The sequence below is a fragment of the Streptomyces sp. NPDC030893 genome (assembly GCF_055571535.1).
This window is the reverse complement of sequence record NZ_JBVIFC010000028.1, coordinates 33,665-50,246: the sequence shown is the minus strand read 5'-3', so window position 1 is coordinate 50,246 and position 16,582 is coordinate 33,665. Positions and strand designations below refer to the sequence as shown.

The window sequence follows — 16,582 nt, the reverse complement described above, 5'->3', positions numbered from 1 at the left end:
CCCCGGTTTGGGGGGAGTTGGTCTGGGGGTGGCCTGCCCCCCTGTTCTTTTTGGAGTCCCCCCCCCCGCCGGGGTGGGCGGGGGTGGGTTTTGCTTGCCCGCGCTTGCGGGGTGCCGCTGCGCCCACCCGTGCCGCCCCAGCGGCACGACTGCCCGCAGCTGGGGCGCGGTGAGGTGGCTGCCTGCGGGTGGGGGGGGGACAGCACGACTGCCCGCAGTTGGGGCGCGGTGAGATGGCTGCCTGCGGGTGGGGTGGGGCGGCACGACTGCCCGCAGGTGGCTGCCTGCCGGTCCCGCGGCTGGGGTCGTGGGGGTGGTTAGGGGAGGTGTTTGGCGGCGAAGTCGAGTTCCAGGTGGATTTGTTTGATGCGTTCGTCGACGACCAGGGAGCCGTGGCCGGCGTCGTAGCGGTAGACCTCGTGGACCGCGTGGCGGGACTCCAGGCGCTTGACGTAGTTCTCGATCTGCTGGATGGGGCAGCGGGGGTCGTTGACGCCGGCCGAGATGTAGACCGGGGCCCTCACCTGATCGACGTAGGTGATGGGGGACGACGCCTCGAAGCGGTCGGGGACCTCCTCCGGTGTGCCGCCGAGCAGGGTGCGGTCCATCGCCTTCAGCGCTTCCATCTCGTCGTGGTACGCCGTGACGTAGTCGGCGACCGGGACCGCCGCGATGCCCAGCGCCCACGCCTCCGGCTGCGTACCGAGGCCGAGCAGCGTGAGGTAGCCGCCCCAGGAGCCGCCGGTGAGGATCAGCCGGGCGGGGTCCGCCAGGCCGGAGCCGACCGCCCACTCGCGGACCGCCGCGATGTCCTCCAGCTCGATCAGGCCCACCCGGTGCTTCAGCGCGTCGGTCCAGGCCCGCCCGTACCCCGTGGAGCCCCGGTAGTTGACGCGGACCACCGCGTAGCCGTGGTCGACCCAGGCCGCCGGGCCCGCGGCGAAGGAGTCGCTGTCGTGCCAGGTGGGGCCGCCGTGGATGTCGAAGACCGTGGGGAGCGGGCCGGTCGCGCCGGCCGGCTTCTGCACGAGCGCGTGGATACGGCCGCCGGGCCCCTCCACCCACACGTCCTCCACCGGCACCGACCCGGGCGACTTCATCCCGGGCGGGTCGAGGACCACCCCGCCCGCCGTGGAACGCACCGCCGGCGGTTCGGCCGCCGACGACCACAGGTACTCCACGCTGCCGTCGGGGCGGACCGTCGCGCCCGAGACGGCGCCGCGCGGGGTGGGGATCTCCACCAGCCGGCGCTCGGCGAGGTCGTAGCGGAACAGTTCGCCGCGCGCCTCGAAGCCGTGCGCGATGAGCAGCCCCGTGCCGTCCGGGTACCACTCGGCGCTGACGTCGCCGGGCAGTTCCAGCGCGAGGTCGCTCTCCTCCCCCGTCGCCACGTCCCACACCAGCGGCTCCCAGCGTCCGCGCCGCTGGTGACCGATGAGCAGCCGGGTGTCGCCCTGCACCGGCGCGAAGCCCAGCACTTCAAGGCCCAGCTCCCGCGTGCCGCCCTCGGTGTCGTCGAGCTCGGCCACCGTCGTACCGTCGGGGCGCATCACCCGCAGCGCGGAGTGCATCGCGTCGCCGTGCTCGGTGTGCTCGACGGCGATCAGCGAACCGTCGTAGGAGAGGTCGCCGACGCCCGCCGACTCACGGTGCCGGTACAGCTCCACCGGCGGCTCACCGGTGCGGACCAGGTGGATCGTCGTACCGTCCTCGTCGGTGGAACGGCCCACGACCGCCGTACGGCCGTTCCTGCCCAGCGCGAGACCCGCGGGGTAGGAGGGGTCCAGACCCGGGGCCGCGAGCTCGTCCTCGCCGCCCGTGAACCGCTGCCGGCGCCAGACGCCGAACTCGTCGCCGTCCTTGTCGTCGAACCACCAGATCCACTCGCCGTCCGGCGAGAGCACGCCGTCCGTCGTGCCGTTGGGCCGGTGCGTCACCTGACGCTGGTCGTCCGTCGACCGGTCCCACGCGTACAGCTCGTAGGTCCCCGTCGCGTTCGACACGAACAGGGAGCGGTCGGGGGCGTCCTCGGCCCAGTCGGGCAGGGACACCCGGGGCGCGCGGAAGCGCTTCTCCCAGTCGGGCATGCCCGCGCCCTGTTCCACTCGCTCGGTCTGGTGGTCCGCCCGGCCCGGCGCGTCGGACCCGTTGCTCTCAGTCATGACCCCATCTTGCCCGCCCGGCGGGCATTCCACCGACACAGTCCCCAGCCCTGTGGACAACCTCCACCGGATCCGTCACGGCCGTCGTGTCCACAGGCGCCGGCTGCCTCGCGCCGCAGGTCGGGGGCGTGGGGCCGGGCGGCCGGGCGGGATTGTCAGTGGCGGGGTGCACACTGCACGGCATGACCGATCTGCGCGAGAACGTCGAGCGTTTCTGGAAGGCCGCCGAGACCCGTGACTGGACCGCGTTCGCCGCCACACTGGCGGAGGACGTCGTCTATGCGCTGCCCCAGACCGGGGAGCAGGTCAGCGGCCGGGAGCGGTACGTGCGGTTCAACCGCGAGTACCCGGGCGACTGGCACCTGCGCCTGGAGCGTGTCGTCGCCGAGCCGGGCCAGGTGGTCACGTGGGCCCGGTTCACGGTCGGGGAGGAGACGATGGACGGCCTCTCCTTCTTCACCGCGGACGCCTCCGGGCGCATAGCGACGATCACCGATTTCTGGCCCGAGCCGTACGAGCCCCCGGCGGGACGCGAACATCTGGTCGAGCGGTGACGGGAGAGCCGTCCGCGGCGCCGGTGTGACCGCGTCCGCGCCGACCCCGCGGGCCGGGAACCGCCCGCGGCCCCGTACCGTTGGGGGCGTGTACCGGTTTCTGCTGACACCCCGCTGGTGGGGGATCAACGTCTTCCTGTTGCTGTCCATCCCCTTCTGCGTCTTCATGGGGTCCTGGCAGCTGGGCCGGTTCGAGGACCGGGTGGACAATCACCGCGCCGCCGAGGAGCGGGTCGTCTCGGACCAGCGGGAGGAGGCCCGGCCGCTGGACGGCCTGCTGCCCGTGACCAAGGCCACCTCCGGAAAGCAGACCACCGCGAGCGGCCGGTACGACACCCAGCTGCTCGTGCCCGACCGCAAGCTGGACGACGAGGACGGCTACTACGTCCTCACCCTGCTGCGCACCGACACCGGCCGCGCCCTGCCCGTCGTACGGGGCTGGCTGCCCGGCGAACCCGACCCGGCGAAGGTGCCCGCGCCGCCCTCCGGCGAGGTGACCGTCACCGGAGCGCTCCAGGCGTCCGAGACGCCTGGCAGCAACGGCGTCAGCGCCCGCGGCGGCCTGCCGGAGGGCCAGGCGGGGGCGATCAGCTCCGCCTCGCTGGTGAACCTGGTGCCGTACGACGTGTACGACGCCTGGGTCACGCTCAACCGCGGGGACTCGGGGATGAAGGCGGTACCGGCGTCCGCGCCGGGCGGTACCGGGCTGGACCTGAAGGCGTTCCAGAACCTCGGCTACACCGCCGAGTGGTTCGCCTTCATCGGCTTCGTGATCTTCATGTGGTTCCGTCTGCTCCGCCGTGAGCTGGAGCTCGCCCGCGACGCGGAGCTGGGTCTCGCGGAGGGCGGGGACGAGGACGCGGCCGGCGGTGAGGACGGGGACGCTGCCCGTCAGCCGGCGGGCGTCAGCAGCCCCGTCCAGTAGACCGTCCCGGCGCACGCGTTGGCCACCGTCGTGGTGGCCGAGCCTGCGCCCGTCGACGCCGTGTACGACACCGCCACGCTGCCCTCGGTCCCGCCGTCCTCCCGGACCAGCTGGGTGGCCGTGCCGCTGTCGGTGCCCGTCGACGCGCCGGTCGTCGTGGTCGGGTCGTCGCTGGGTGACGGGTCCGGCGAGGGCCCGCCGGTGCTGCCGCCCGGCGTGCCGCCGGGGGTGGGGCACGTCTCGGAGGGCACCCACGCGAACTGCACCTCGTAGGCGGCACCCGGCTCGAGGACCAGCGAGCGCGCCTCCAGGGAGGGGTCGGGCAGTCCGGCCGCGGCGTCGCCCGCCACGTGCCGTGCCGTGCCCACCTTGGCCGCGGAGGCGGCGCCCTGCGGAGTGACGCCCACCTCGCCGGCGCCGTCGACCGTGCAGCCGGCGGTGGAGACGTTGGTGACCCGGAAGGAGCCGTAGACCGCGCCGGTCGAGTCGGGGGCGGCGCTGCTCGCGGCCGCCGGGCCCAGCTGGGCGGGGGTGCAGGCGGGCGCCGCGGCGGTGGCGTCGGCCGAGGGGCCGGCCCCGTCGGTGGCTCCCGTGTCGGAACCGGTGCTGGTGCCGCCCTTGTCCTCGTCCTTCTTCTCGCCCTTGCCTCCGGCGTCGAGCCGGTCCGAGGAGCCGCCGGCGGTGCTCTCGCCGCCGCTGGGGTCCTTGCCCTCCCCGGTGCCGCCCTGCGTCTGCGAGGCGTGGCCGACGGCCGACGGGTTGGCGTCGGAGCCGCCGGTGTTCGTGACGTGCACGAGGGCGGGGACGGCCGTGCCGACGAAGAGGGCGGCGGCGGCCATGCCGACGAGGGCCTGGCGCTTGCGTGCCCGGCGGGCGGGGACGGCCCGGCGCAGATAGTCCAGGGTGCCGTCGCCCGGCTCCACCTCGCGCACCGCCTGGTGCAGCAGGGTGCGCAGTTCCAGCTCGTCCGAGTCGAGCCCCTCGGGGCCTCGGTCGTCCAGGCCGTGGTTCACAGTTCCGTTCCCAGCGTGCGTGTGCTTCGGCTGTTGCCCGTGCGGCGTCAGAAGCCCGCGCAACCGCGCCGGCCCGTCCCCGGTCTCCCCCACGCCTCCGTGCTCCCGCCCGGCACCGGCACCCCGGCCGGCGTCGGCATCCCGGCCGGCGTCGGCATCCCGCACGCCCACAGCCTCCCGGCCGGCGTCAGCATCCCGTACACCCTCGGACTCCCGCCCGGCAACGGCCTCCCGACCGCCCGCGGAACCCGGTCCACTCGCGGAATCCGGCCCGGCGTCAACATCCCCACCGGCGTCGGCATCCCGACTACCCGCGGAATCCGGTCCGGTGTCGGCATCCCCACCGGCGGCTGCGTCCCGTACGTCTCCGGTCGCTCGGGCGGTGTCGGTGGTCGGTGTGTCCGCCGGCTGTTGTTCCGTGTCCGGCGTGGGTGGGCCCTGGGGTTCGCGCTCCTCGTGGTGCGCGTTCCTGCCGTCGCTCATGCCGACGCCCCCATGGCCAGCCGCAGCGCCGCGATACCGCGTGAGCCGTACGCCTTCACCGAACCCAGTGAGATGCCGAGCGTCTCGGCGACCTGGGCCTCGGTCATGTCCGCGAAGTAGCGCAGCACCAGCACCTCGCGCTGGCGGCGCTGGAGGTTCTTCATCGCCTTGATGAGGGAGTCCCGCTCCAGCTGGTCGTAGGCGCCCTCCTCCGCGCTCGCCATGTCCGGCATGGGCTTGGAGAGCAGCTTCAGGCCGAGGATGCGGCGGCGCAGCGCGGACCGGGACAGGTTGACGACGGTCTGGCGCAGATAGGCCAGGGTCTTCTCCGGGTCCCGGACCCGTTTGCGGGCGGAGTGGACACGGATGAACGCCTCCTGGACGACGTCCTCGCAGGAGGCGGTGTCGTCGAGGAGCAGCGCCGCGAGGCCCAGCAGCGAGCGGTAGTGCGCGCGGTAGGTCTCGGTGAGGTGGTCGACGGTGGTACCGGCCGCCACGACGTCGTCGGCGCCGTCACGCTGACCGGGTATGCGGGCGGGGCGCGCTGCGGGCATGGGGGCGATCACCGGCATGCCGCCGCCGGACGCGCCGGGCATGCGGGGTCGGAGAGCCTTGCGGGGCGGCCGGAGGGCCGTGCCGCGCGGCGCTGTGAAGTCGAGTACCTCAGCCACGCAAGTTGGACACGCTTCCCCCCGCGAGGGTTGTACGCGCCGGGCGTCACTTTTCCGGCGGCCGGTGCCGCCGGCCACCCGCCCGCGTCAGGCAGCACCACCGACAGCACATCAAATGCCCTCATGCGACCCGCTCTTCCCCTGTATTCCATATGAACGGACGTCCCCACGTCCGGCTCCAGACGTCCCCACGCCTGAAAGGCAGCGTCCCCGTGCCCCGGAAAGGGCGACCGCAAAGACGCTCCCCGCCGTCCGCTCGGTTGCGGAAGACGGGGAGGTGAATCCTCGTGCAATCCTCGGTTGCCGTATCCGCGGTGACAAGTGGTCCAGACCGAGAACCCGGGCTGCGGGACTTACACAGATCCTACAAACGATTCCTCAGTGATCCAGAACTTTTCACTGTTCAACCACCAACCGTCACCAGTTCGGCGATCTGTACGGCGTTGAGCGCCGATCCCTTGCGCAGGTTGTCCCCGCACACGAAGAGCTCCAGTGCCGTGGGGTCGTCCAGGGCCCGCCGTACCCGCCCGACCCAGGTCGGATCGGTGCCGACGACGTCGGCGGGGGTGGGGAACTCCCCCGCGGCCGGGTTGTCGAACAGCACGACGCCGGGTGCGGTGGCGAGGATCTCGCGCGCCTTGTCGACAGTGACCTCGCCCTCGAAGCGGGCGTGCACGGTGAGGGAGTGGGTGGTGATCACCGGGACGCGGACGCAGGTGACCGCGACGGGGAGCGTGGGCAGGCCCAGGATCTTGCGGGACTCGTCCCGGACCTTCATCTCCTCCGAGGACCAGCCGTCCTCGCGCAGCGACCCGGCCCACGGTACGACGTTCAGCGCGACCGGTTCCGCGAACGGACCGGTGTTGTCGCCCACGGCCCGCCGTACGTCGCCGGGGCTGGTCCCCAGTTCCGTACCGGCCACGAGGGAGAGCTGTTCGCGCAGGGTGCGCACGCCCGCGTGCCCGGCGCCGCTGACCGCCTGGTACGAGGAGGCGACCAGTTCGCGCAGGCCGAACTCGGCGTGCAGCGCGCCCAGCGCGACGATCATCGACAGGGTGGTGCAGTTCGGGTTGGCGACGATCCCGCGCGGGCGCCTGCGTACGGCGTGCGGGTTGACCTCGGGCACGACGAGCGGCACGTCCGGGTCCATGCGGAAGGCGCCGGAGTTGTCGACGACCACCGCGCCACGGGCGGCGGCGATGGGCGCCCACCGTGCGGCGACCTCGTCGGGTACGTCGAACATCGCGACGTCGACCCCGTCGAAGGCCTCCTCGGTGAGCACCACGACCTCGACCTCCTCACCGCGCACGGCCAGCTTGCGGCCGGCCGAGCGGGGGGAGGCGACGAGCCGGATCTCGCCCCAGACGTCCGCCCGCTGGGACAGGATCTGGAGCATGACCGTGCCCACGGCCCCGGTCGCTCCCACGACCGCGAGCGTCGGCCGCCCGGAACGTCCGGTACCTTCGGGGCCGGCCATCAGCGGCCGGTGCCTCCGTAGACCACGGCCTCGTCGCTGTCGGAGTCCAGTCCGAAGGCGGAGTGCACGGCGCGGACGGCCTCGGGCACGTCGTCCTTGCGGGTGACGACCGAGATGCGGATCTCGGAGGTCGAGATCAGCTCGATGTTCACGCCCGCGTCGCTGAGCGCCGTGAAGAAGTCGGCCGTGACGCCCGGGTTGGTCTTCATACCCGCGCCGACCAGGGAGATCTTGCCGATCTGGTCGTCGTAGCGCAGGGAGTCGAAGCCGATGGCGCCCTTGTTCTTCTCCAGGGCGTCGATGGCCTTGCGGCCCTCGGTCTTCGGGAGGGTGAAGGAGATGTCCGTCAGGCCCGTGGAGGCGGCGGACACGTTCTGCACGACCATGTCGATGTTGATCTCGGCATTGGCGATCGTACGGAAGATCGAAGCCGCCTCGCCGGGCTTGTCCGGCACACCGACGACCGTGACCTTGGCCTCGGAGGTGTCGTGCGCGACGCCGGAGATGAGAGCCTGCTCCACCTGCATTTCCCCTTGCTGCTGTGTCTTGCGAACCAGCGGCTCGCTGCTGACCCACGTGCCCCGCAGTCCGCTGAAGGACGAGCGGACGTGGATCGGGATGTTGTACCGGCGGGCGTACTCCACACAGCGGTGGAGCAGCACCTTGGAACCGGAGGCCGCCAGTTCGAGCATGTCCTCGAAGGAGATCCAGTCGATCTTCCTGGCCTTCGCCACCACGCGGGGGTCGGCGGTGAACACGCCGTCGACGTCCGTGTAGATCTCGCAGACCTCGGCGTCGAGCGCGGCGGCGAGGGCCACGGCGGTGGTGTCGGAGCCGCCGCGGCCGAGCGTGGTGATGTCCTTGGAGTCCTGGCTGACGCCCTGGAAGCCGGCCACGATGGCGATGTTGCCCTCGTCCACCGAGGTCTTGATCCGGCCCGGCGTGACATCGATGATGCGGGCTTTGTTGTGGACCGAGTCGGTGATGACACCTGCCTGGCTGCCGGTGAAGCTCTGGGCGTTGTGGCCCAGGTTTTTGATCGCCATGGCCAGCAGGGCCATGGAGATCCGCTCTCCGGCGGTCAGCAGCATGTCGAGCTCGCGCCCGGCAGGGATCGGGGAAACCTGCTCGGCGAGATCGATCAGCTCGTCCGTCGTGTCGCCCATCGCGGAAACCACGGCGACCACCTGGTGGCCGTTCTTCTTGGCTTCCACGATCCTCTTGGCGACGCGCTTGATGCCTTCGGCATCGGCTACGGAGGAGCCTCCGTACTTCTGCACGACAAGGCCCACGTGCGCTCCTCGCTCAATCCGTCGTTTTTCCACAGTCCGCACACACATGTGTGCGTCGCGGTCGGCTCAGTCTATCGAGCGTCCGAAAAACCCCTCCGCGATATCGCATCGTGAGACTTCCGGCGCCCGTGCAGGGGGGCTCATGCCCATCCCGGCGCGGACCACTCGGAAAAGTGCCCCGCGTCACACACGCGCCGTCGTGAAGGTCACGTGACCGGGCGGACGCGGACGCCCAGAGGGACGCCGATCTCCTCGGCCATGACCTGGCCCGCCTCGAATTCCAGGGTGTCGTCGCCCATGCCCTGGTCGGTGTCGAGGCCGTCGAGTTCGGCGAGGGGCTGGTTCAGGCGGACGTGGGCGACCACCGACTGGAGGGCGCGCAGGGTGGCGGAGGCCGTGGAGCCCCAGTTGGAGAAGTAGGAGAACTGCCACCACCACAGCGCCTCCGTGGTGCGGCCGGCGCGGTAGTGGGCCATGCCGTGGCGGAGGTCGGTGATGACGTCGGTGAGGTCGTCGGAGATGCGGGCGGGGACGGGCGCCTTGCGGGGCTCGTAGGGGTCGAAGACCTCGGAGTAGACGTCGACCGGTTCGAGGAGACGGGCCAGGTTCTCGCGGAGCTGGTCCACGTCGGGCTCGGGGCCCGGGTCGGGCTCGTAGCGCTCGTCGGGGACGATGTCCTCGTGGGCGCCCAGGCGGCCGCCGGCCAGGAGGAGCTGGGAGACCTCCAGGAGGAGGAAGGGGACCGCCGAGTCCGGCTCGTCGCCCTTCGCGACCTCCGTGACGGCGACCAGGAAGCTCTCGATCTGGTCCGCGACCTGGACCGCGAAGTCGTCCGGGTTCCGGTCGGTCGCGTGCAGCGTGGCGTCAGACATCTAGGAGTCGTCTCCCCTCGAAGGCGCGGCCGAGGGTCACCTCGTCCGCGTATTCCAGGTCGCCGCCCACCGGGAGGCCGCTGGCCAGGCGGGTGACCTTCAGGCCCATGGGCTTGATCATCCGGGCGAGGTACGTCGCCGTGGCCTCGCCTTCGAGATTCGGGTCCGTGGCCAGGATGAGCTCCGTGACCGTACCGTCGGCGAGACGGGCCAGGAGTTCCCGAATGCGCAGATCGTCGGGGCCCACCCCGTCGATGGGGCTGATCGCGCCGCCGAGGACGTGGTAGCGGCCGCGGAACTCACGGGTGCGCTCGATGGCGACCACGTCCTTGGGCTCCTCCACCACACAGATCACCGCGGGATCGCGGCGGGCGTCACGGCAGATGGCGCAGTGCTCCTCCTGCGCCACGTTGCCGCAGGTCGCGCAGAAGCGGACCTTCGCCTTGACCTCCATCAGCGCGTGCGCGAGGCGCCGCACGTCCGTCGGTTCCGCCTGCAGGACGTGGAAGGCGATCCGCTGCGCGCTCTTGGGACCGACGCCGGGCAGCCGCCCCAGCTCGTCGATGAGGTCCTGGACCACGCCTTCGTACAACGGACTGCCGTCCCTTCCTGGTGTTCGCTCTGTACGTACGGTAGAGGCCCGCGGGCCGTCTTAGAAGGGGAGACCGGGGATGCCGCCGCCGCCCAGGCCCTGGGCGAGCGGGCCGAGCTTCTGCTGCTGGAGGGTCTGGGCGTTCTCGTTGGCCGCCTGGACCGCCGCGACGACCAGGTCCGCGAGGGTCTCGGTGTCCTCCGGGTCCACCGCCTTCGGGTCGATCTTCAGCGCGCGCAGTTCGCCGGAGCCGGTGACGGTGGCCTTCACCAGTCCGCCGCCCGCCTGTCCGTCGACCTCCGTACGCGCCAGTTCCTCCTGCGCCCTGGCCAGGTCCTGCTGCATCTTCTGGGCCTGCTGGAGCAGCTGCTGCATGTTGGGCTGGCCACCACCGGGGATCACGATTCAGCTCCTTGGTCGTCCGTCGGCCGTCGGTCCGCGGTCCGTCCGTACTCGGTCCGTCCGTCCTCGGTCCGCCGGTCCGTTCTCACGGTTCTCACGGTTTTGCCGTTCGGCACGAGCCTACGTGGTCGGGACAGCCGTCGCCGCAGCACTCTTTCGAGTGAGTCCCGCCGAGGGCCCTATACCTGATCACGGCCTCCTTCCGGGGGAAAGAGCGCCCGAACCCCCGACGCCGCCACCCGTTGGGAGGTAGGAAGGGTCAGCCGCGTGAGCACAGGGCAGGGTCGGTGCAGTAGGGAGATACCGGGTGGGTCAGCCGGAGATGCAGCCCGAGGGTCGGTCTCAGGACCGGCGGGGCGAGGGGGCGGCCGGGCCATGGCCGGACGACCCGGCCGGGCGGGAGTTCCCGCTCGGGGACTGGGGCGACCCGGCGGCCCGCCTGGACGAGCTGTACCGGTGGGTGGAGCGCGGGGCGCTGGACACCGCCGCCTGGTATCTCGCGGACCGCGCGTGGAAGCGGCGGTGCGCGTGGTCGCTGCGCGCCGGGACCGCGGCGGGCGCGCTGACCGGGGCGGCGCTGCCCCTGCTCGATCTGACCGGGGTGGCCGACGGGGGCGCGCCCTGGGGGTATCTGGCGCTGCTGCTCGCGGTGGCGTGTGTCGCCGGGGACCGGTTCTTCGGGATGACGTCCGGCTGGATGCGGGACGTGGCGACGGCGCAGGCCCTGCAGCGGCGGCTGCAGACGTTCCAGTTCGACTGGGCGTCGGAGTGCATCCGTGAGGTGCTGGGCCCGGCGGAGGGCACGGCGAGCGAGGCGGCCGAGCGGTGCCTGACCGTGCTCAGGCGGTTCTCGGAGGACGTGACGGAGCTGGTCAGGGTCGAGACGGCCGACTGGATGGTGGAGTTCCGCAGCGGGGGTGCCCCACTGGGCGTGCAGACGGCGCTGGCGGGCGCAGGACGCCCGGAGGGACCCCTCCCGCACGGCCGCTTCCCCACGCCGCCGGGACCGGCCCGCCCCAACATGCCGAGGCAGCGCCCACCGGAGCCGCGCTGAACCCGACCGCCACGGTGAGCGCCGCGCCGCCCGGCCGTCACGGTGAGTGCCGCGCCGCCCGGCCGCCACGGTGAGCGCCGCACGGACCGACCGCCACGGCGAGCACCGTGCCGCCCGACCGCCAGCGCCACCCGACCGCCACGGTGAGCCCTACACGGACCGGCCGTCACGGTGAGCGCCGCACGGACCGACCGCCACGGCGAGCGCCGCACGGACCGACCGTCACGGTGTGCGCCATGCCGCCCGGCCGTCACGGTGTGCGCCGTGCGCACAGTTGCGTTCGCTCCGGCGTCCAGCACGGCAGGTGCCCGTGCGTGCGGATCACGTCCTGGCCGTTGCCCCGCGTGAGGTGGTTCACCGGCGTTCGCCGGACGTTCAACCACCCGCGTCCGGCGCCGACTTGGGGCGCTGGTCAATCCCGGGTGTAAGTGAGCTGCTCGCCGCTGCCGGTGTTGACCCGCTGGAGGGAGCCGTCGGGGAGCAGGGTGACCCGGCTGGCGGCGCCCGGGGTGCAGGTGCTGCGCGGGCCGACCGTCACGGAGGACGGGCCGAGGTCCAGCCGGCCGCCGGAACTGCCGGTGAGCCGGGCCTCGAAGACGCAGTGGTAGCTGCCGTTGCCGGTGGGTCCGTCGGCGACGAGGGACATCACCGTGTCCCCGATCTCGCCCTGCTGGACGGTGAGCCGGCGGCTGTGCTGCCCGCTCGCGTTGTCGATGGTGGTGGACCAGTTGCCGAGGAACTCCGCCGGGACCGTCCCGTCCGCGGGCGCGGAGCTGCTCGGCGGGCCGGTGCCGGCCGTCGGCCGGTCGTCCGGTGTGGCCGGCCCCGTGGACTGAGGCGCGCTGCTCGACGCGGCGGGCGTCGACGGGTCGCCGGAGGCGCGGTCGTCGTCGGCGCCGCCGCTCATCAGCGCGTACACGCTGCCGCCCGCGGCGAGCGCGACGACCAGCGCGATCACGACGAGCAGCGCGGTGGAGCGGCCGTCCCGGCGCGGCTCGGCCACCGGCCCGTGGGGCGGGATCATCCCGGGGGGCGGCGGGCCGTACGGCGGGGTCTGCCCGGCGCCGTGGCCGTTGCCGTACGGATAGCCGTACGCGGGGGGCTGCGGGTGCTGCTGGGCCTGGCCGTACGCGCCGGCCGGGGCCGGGCCGGGGGCCGGGGGCGGGGCGTTCGGTCCGTCCTGGCCCGCGACCAGGGTGGGGAGCTGGTTCACCCCCGGCTGCCCCGGCGGGGGCGGGGCGGGCGTGGCGGGGGGTGCCGGCGTGGTGGAGTCGTCGGCGGCGCGGGCGTGTTCGGGGGCCTCGCCGGCGGGCTCCGCCGGCGGGTCCGGTGAGACCGCGGTCGGCGGGTGCTGCCGCGGTGCCTCGGGGTCCTCCGTGTCCAGCAGCCGTACCGCGTGGCGGCCGAGCTGGGCGACCAGGGCGCTCGGCAGCCAGGGGTCGCGGGACCGGCCGCCGACGACGGTGTCCTCGGCGCCGGTGCGTTCCAGGACCTGGTCGAGCGTGGGCCGCGCGGCCGGGTCCTTGTGCAGACAGTCGCGTACGAGCCCGGCCAGGCCCTCGGGCACCCGCTCCAGGTCGGGCTCCTCCTGGGCGATGCGGAACATCAGGGCGTGCACACCGCTGTTGGCGGTGCCGAAGGGCAGCTCTCCGGTCGCGGCGTAGGCGAGCACGGAGCCGAGGCAGAACACGTCGCAGGCGGGCGTGATGCGGTCGCCGCGCACCTGCTCGGGCGCCATGAACCCGGGCGAGCCGACGAGCGCGCCGGTGCGGGTGAGCCCGCCGTCGGTCACCGTCTCCAGCGCCCGCGCGATCCCGAAGTCGATGACGCGCGGGCCGTCGATCGTGACGAGCACGTTGGACGGCTTGAGGTCGCGGTGGATGATCCCGGCGGCGTGGATGTCCTTCAGGGCGTGCGCGAGACCGGCGGCGAGGATCCTCACCGAACGCTCGGGCAGCGCCCCGTGGTCGTGCCCGACCACCTGCTGGAGGCTGGGACCGGCGACGTACCCGGTGGCGACCCAGGGCACGGGCGCCTCGGTGTCCGCGTCCAGCACCGGCGCCGTCCAGTAGCCGCCGACCTGCCGCGCCGCCCGCACCTCCTGGCGGAACCGCGCCCGGAACTCCTCCTCCCGGGCCAGTTCCTCGCGGACCAGCTTCACGGCGACGGTGCGTCCCCGGTCGGAGCGGGCGAGGTAGACGTGTCCCATCCCGCCGGCCCCGAGCCGCGCCAGCAGCCGGTACGCCCCGATGCTCCGCGGATCCCCCGCCCCGAGCTTCTCCATCGCTGCGCCGCCTTCCCCCTGCAGTGGGCAACGGATCGAGGATAGTGCGGGGCCGGCACGGGGGGAGCCGGGCGAGGTCTACGGTTCCGTAACAGGCCGGCCGAGGGTGTCGAGCACCCGGGACAGCCGTTCCAGCGCCTGTACCGCCTGGTCGAGGCCCTCCTCGCCGTACTCCTCCCCGTACGCCCGTGCCAGCCGCTCGGCGAAGGCCGCGTGACCGGGGTCGATGCGGCCGATCGCGGCCCGGCCCGCGTCGGTCGGGGCGAGGAGCTTGGCGCGGCGGTGGGCCGGGTTGGGCCGGTACTCGGCCAGTCCGCGCTCCACCAGCAGATCGGCGATGCGCTGCACGCTCTGCCGGGTGATGCCCATGGTCCTGGCGATCCCGGAGACCGGCAGCGGCTCGCCGAGGACCGCGCCGAGCACCTGCCACCAGGCGGCGGTGATGCCGGCGGGCCGGGCCAGTTCCTCGGCGACCGCGAGGAACTGGCCGTTCAGCCGGAAGCTGCCGAGCGCGCCCCGGCTGAGCAGGTCCTGCTGCTGTCGGCTCACCGGCTCAGCGCCTCCTCGTAGGCGGCGTACGCCTCCGGGTCGGAGTCGTGGAACAGCCGGTACCAGGCGTCGGTCACCCGGTCGTCGTAGGCGCCGAGCAGCCGGAAGATCTCGCGGGCGAAGGCGACGGGTTCGGTCGGGCCCGCGGTGACGAGGAGGCCGTCGGTGACCGCGTCGGCCTCGACGTACCGCCCGGCGCCCGCGTATCCGGTCAGGGCGAGGTAGGGGGCGGCGCCGCTGGTGTGCGCCCGGTCGTCGAGCAGCCCCTCCCGGGCGAGCCCGGCGGTGGCCCCGCAGATCGCGGCGACGGGCACACCGGCGTCGAGGAAGGCGCGGGCGGCGCGGGCGAAGGGGGCCAGGTCGTCGCCCTCGTCCCAGCGGGCGGCGCCGGGGAGGATCAGCAGCGAGCTGTCCTCGGGGCGCAGCCGGTCGAGGGCGAGGTCGGGCAGCACGCGCAGTCCGCCCATGCTGGTGACCGGTTCCCCGGCCGGGCCGACGGTGCGCACCCGGTGGCCGGCGCCCGCGAGATGGGCGGTGGCGTGACCGGTCTCCCAGTCGGCGTAGGTGTCGTAGACGGCGAGGTGCACGGGCTTGCGGGTCATGACCGCTCCCTTGTCCGATGGTGAACACGCTCCCTTATGACAGAACCCTGTCACTATGACAGTAGACTGTCAACACTCCCCCGGCTCCCCGTTCGACAACCTGTCGCGGAAAGCCCCCGACCGCAGACAGGCCGCCGATGTCGCGGACCCGCCCGCCCCGCCTACCCTCTGCGGCATGACCCCTCAGCCGAACCCCGAGGCCCGGGCCGCCGTCAAGGCCGCCGACCGTGCGCATGTGTTCCACTCCTGGTCCGCGCAGGAGCTCATCGACCCGCTCGCCGTCGCCGGGGCGCAGGGGTCGTACTTCTGGGACTACGACGGCCGCCGCTATCTCGACTTCGCCAGCGGGCTCGTCTACACGAACATCGGCTACCAGCACCCGAAGGTCGTCGCCGCGATCCAGGAGCAGGCGGCGACGATGACGACGTTCGCGCCCGCGTTCGCCGTCGAGGCACGCTCGGAGGCGGCGCGCCTGATCGCCGAGCGGACCCCCGGCGACCTGGACAGGATCTTCTTCACCAACGGCGGCGCCGACGCCGTCGAGCACGCCCTGCGCATGGCGCGGCTGCACACCGGGCGCCCCAAGGTGCTCTCCGCCTACCGCTCGTACCACGGCGGCACCCAGCAGGCCGTGAACGTCACCGGTGACCCGCGCCGCTGGGCCTCCGACAGCGGCACCGCCGGGGTCGTGCGCTTCTGGGCGCCGTTCCTGTACCGCTCGCGCTTCTACGCCGAGACGGAGGAGCAGGAGTGCGCGCGGGCGCTGGAGCACCTGGAGACGACGATCGCCTTCGAGGGGCCGTCGACGATCGCCGCGGTCATCCTGGAGACCGTCCCCGGCACGGCCGGCATCATGCTGCCGCCCGCCGGCTACCTGGCCGGTGTCCGCGAACTGTGCGACAAGTACGGCATCGTCCTCGTCCTCGACGAGGTCATGGCCGGGTTCGGGCGGACCGGGACGTGGTTCGCGGCCGACCTGTACGACGTCGTCCCGGACCTGATGACCTTCGCCAAGGGGGTGAACTCCGGCTATGTGCCGCTGGGCGGGGTCGCCATCTCGGGGGCGATCGCGGAGACCTTCGCCAGGCGGCCGTACCCGGGCGGTCTGACCTACTCGGGGCATCCGCTGGCCTGCGCCGCCGCCGTCGCCACGATCAACGTGATGGAGGAGGAGGACGTCGTCGGCAACGCGGCGAGGCTCGGCGCGTCCGTCGTGGAGCCGGGGCTGCGGGAGCTGGCCGAGCGGCACCCCTGTGTGGGCGAGGTCCGCGGTGTGGGCATGTTCTGGGCGCTGGAGCTGGTGCGCGACCGGGAGACCCGCGAGCCGCTGGTGCCGTACAACGCGGCCGGTGAGGCGAACGCCCCGATGGCGGCGTTCGCGGCCGCCGCGAAGGAGGGCGGCATCTGGCCGTTCGTGAACATGAACCGGACGCACGTGGTGCCGCCGTGCAACGCGAGCGAGGCGGAGCTGAAGGAGGGTCTCGCGGCGCTGGACGCGGCCCTGACCGTGGCGGACGGCTACGTGGCGTAACCGGGAGGGCGGGCCGGTGCGACCCTCGCCGGAGCGGGCGCGAGGCGGCTTCCGTCCCGCGCCCGTTCGAACACTCCACGCCTCACCCGACGGCGTAAGGTGGCGTGCCCGTGCCGCTG

At 73.0% G+C, this 16,582-nt stretch carries 15 protein-coding genes; 4 read left to right on the top strand and 11 right to left on the bottom strand.

Translation table 11 applies throughout. From position 1 onward, the window contains the following. Nucleotides 1-317 precede the first annotated feature (317 nt). Complete coding sequence (locus ACZ434_RS31880) at nt 318-2,162, bottom strand: S9 family peptidase (protein ID WP_468462063.1); 1,845 nt, start codon at nt 2,160-2,162, stop codon at nt 318-320. A gap of 182 nt (nt 2,163-2,344) precedes the next feature. On the opposite strand from ACZ434_RS31880, the gene ACZ434_RS31875 reads away from it, so the two are divergent. Both ACZ434_RS31875 and ACZ434_RS31870 read left to right on the top strand, forming a co-directional pair. Next, on the top strand, nt 2,345-2,716 hold the full coding sequence (locus ACZ434_RS31875) for a nuclear transport factor 2 family protein (protein WP_468462062.1): 372 nt from the start codon (nt 2,345-2,347) through the stop codon (nt 2,714-2,716). Nucleotides 2,717-2,804: 88 nt separating this feature from the next. After that, nucleotides 2,805-3,641: an SURF1 family protein gene (locus tag ACZ434_RS31870; protein ID WP_468462060.1), complete on the top strand. Its 837-nt coding sequence runs from the start codon at nt 2,805-2,807 to the stop codon at nt 3,639-3,641. Here the strand turns inward: ACZ434_RS31870 and ACZ434_RS31865 are convergent. From ACZ434_RS31865 to ACZ434_RS31835, 7 genes are all read right to left on the bottom strand, one after another. Further along, nucleotides 3,608-4,654: a hypothetical protein gene (locus ACZ434_RS31865; RefSeq protein WP_468462058.1), complete on the bottom strand. Its 1,047-nt coding sequence runs from the start codon at nt 4,652-4,654 to the stop codon at nt 3,608-3,610. The two genes, ACZ434_RS31870 and ACZ434_RS31865, sit on opposite strands and share 34 nt — an antisense overlap. Nucleotides 4,655-5,133: 479 nt before the next feature. Beyond that, entirely contained in the window at nt 5,134-5,733 is a 600-nt protein-coding gene (locus tag ACZ434_RS31860) for a SigE family RNA polymerase sigma factor (RefSeq protein WP_468462056.1), read from the bottom strand. Between the two features lie 478 nt (nt 5,734-6,211). Then, nucleotides 6,212-7,285: an aspartate-semialdehyde dehydrogenase gene (locus ACZ434_RS31855; RefSeq protein ID WP_468462054.1), complete on the bottom strand. Its 1,074-nt coding sequence runs from the start codon at nt 7,283-7,285 to the stop codon at nt 6,212-6,214. Continuing rightward, nucleotides 7,285-8,577 carry an aspartate kinase gene (locus ACZ434_RS31850; RefSeq protein ID WP_468462052.1) on the bottom strand — a complete coding sequence of 431 codons (1,293 nt, stop codon included), beginning with the start codon at nt 8,575-8,577 and terminating at the stop codon, nt 7,285-7,287. The genes ACZ434_RS31855 and ACZ434_RS31850 overlap by 1 nt, the downstream gene beginning before the upstream one ends. 206 nt (nt 8,578-8,783) lie before the next feature. After that, a complete protein-coding gene (locus tag ACZ434_RS31845) occupies nt 8,784-9,449 on the bottom strand; it encodes a DUF5063 domain-containing protein (RefSeq protein ID WP_468462050.1) in 666 nt (221 codons plus the stop codon). Further along, nucleotides 9,442-10,041 (bottom strand): recombination mediator RecR, encoded by a 600-nt coding sequence (gene recR, locus ACZ434_RS31840; RefSeq protein ID WP_468462048.1) that lies wholly within the window; start codon nt 10,039-10,041, stop codon nt 9,442-9,444. The genes ACZ434_RS31845 and recR overlap by 8 nt, the downstream gene beginning before the upstream one ends. Nucleotides 10,042-10,101: 60 nt before the next feature. Beyond that, nucleotides 10,102-10,443, bottom strand: a complete 342-nt coding sequence (locus ACZ434_RS31835; RefSeq protein WP_468462046.1) for a YbaB/EbfC family nucleoid-associated protein — start codon at nt 10,441-10,443, stop codon at nt 10,102-10,104. Nucleotides 10,444-10,750: 307 nt separating this feature from the next. On the opposite strand from ACZ434_RS31835, the gene ACZ434_RS31830 reads away from it, so the two are divergent. After that, nucleotides 10,751-11,497 (top strand): SLATT domain-containing protein, encoded by a 747-nt coding sequence (locus tag ACZ434_RS31830; RefSeq protein WP_468462044.1) that lies wholly within the window; start codon nt 10,751-10,753, stop codon nt 11,495-11,497. A 412-nt stretch (nt 11,498-11,909) separates the two neighbouring features. Here the strand turns inward: ACZ434_RS31830 and ACZ434_RS31825 are convergent, their stop codons facing one another. From ACZ434_RS31825 to ACZ434_RS31815, 3 genes are all read right to left on the bottom strand, one after another. Continuing rightward, entirely contained in the window at nt 11,910-13,781 is a 1,872-nt protein-coding gene (locus ACZ434_RS31825; RefSeq protein WP_468462042.1) for a serine/threonine-protein kinase, read from the bottom strand. A 78-nt stretch (nt 13,782-13,859) separates the two neighbouring features. Beyond that, nucleotides 13,860-14,330, bottom strand: coding sequence for a MarR family winged helix-turn-helix transcriptional regulator (locus ACZ434_RS31820; RefSeq protein WP_468462040.1), 471 nt, complete (start codon nt 14,328-14,330; stop codon nt 13,860-13,862). After that, entirely contained in the window at nt 14,327-14,932 is a 606-nt protein-coding gene (locus ACZ434_RS31815; RefSeq protein WP_468462038.1) for a DJ-1/PfpI family protein, read from the bottom strand. The genes ACZ434_RS31820 and ACZ434_RS31815 overlap by 4 nt, the downstream gene beginning before the upstream one ends. A 175-nt stretch (nt 14,933-15,107) precedes the next feature. Between ACZ434_RS31815 and ACZ434_RS31810 the strand changes: the two genes are divergently transcribed. Continuing rightward, a complete protein-coding gene (locus tag ACZ434_RS31810) occupies nt 15,108-16,463 on the top strand; it encodes an aminotransferase class III-fold pyridoxal phosphate-dependent enzyme (RefSeq protein ID WP_468462036.1) in 1,356 nt (451 codons plus the stop codon). Nucleotides 16,464-16,582 lie beyond the last annotated feature (119 nt).

Excerpts from the sequence above, each read along its gene's own strand:
- ACZ434_RS31825 (WP_468462042.1), bottom strand. The coding sequence starts at position 13,781 with ATGGAGAAGCTCGGGGCGGGGGATCCGCGGAGCATCGGGGCGTACCGG.
- ACZ434_RS31810 (WP_468462036.1), top strand. The coding sequence starts at position 15,108 with ATGACCCCTCAGCCGAACCCCGAGGCCCGGGCCGCCGTCAAGGCCGCC.
- ACZ434_RS31875 (WP_468462062.1), top strand. The coding sequence starts at position 2,345 with ATGACCGATCTGCGCGAGAACGTCGAGCGTTTCTGGAAGGCCGCCGAG.
- ACZ434_RS31880 (WP_468462063.1), bottom strand. The coding sequence starts at position 2,162 with ATGACTGAGAGCAACGGGTCCGACGCGCCGGGCCGGGCGGACCACCAG.
- ACZ434_RS31815 (WP_468462038.1), bottom strand. The coding sequence starts at position 14,932 with ATGACCCGCAAGCCCGTGCACCTCGCCGTCTACGACACCTACGCCGAC.
- ACZ434_RS31860 (WP_468462056.1), bottom strand. The coding sequence starts at position 5,733 with ATGCCCGGCGCGTCCGGCGGCGGCATGCCGGTGATCGCCCCCATGCCC.
- ACZ434_RS31855 (WP_468462054.1), bottom strand. The coding sequence starts at position 7,285 with ATGGCCGGCCCCGAAGGTACCGGACGTTCCGGGCGGCCGACGCTCGCG.
- ACZ434_RS31845 (WP_468462050.1), bottom strand. The coding sequence starts at position 9,449 with ATGTCTGACGCCACGCTGCACGCGACCGACCGGAACCCGGACGACTTC.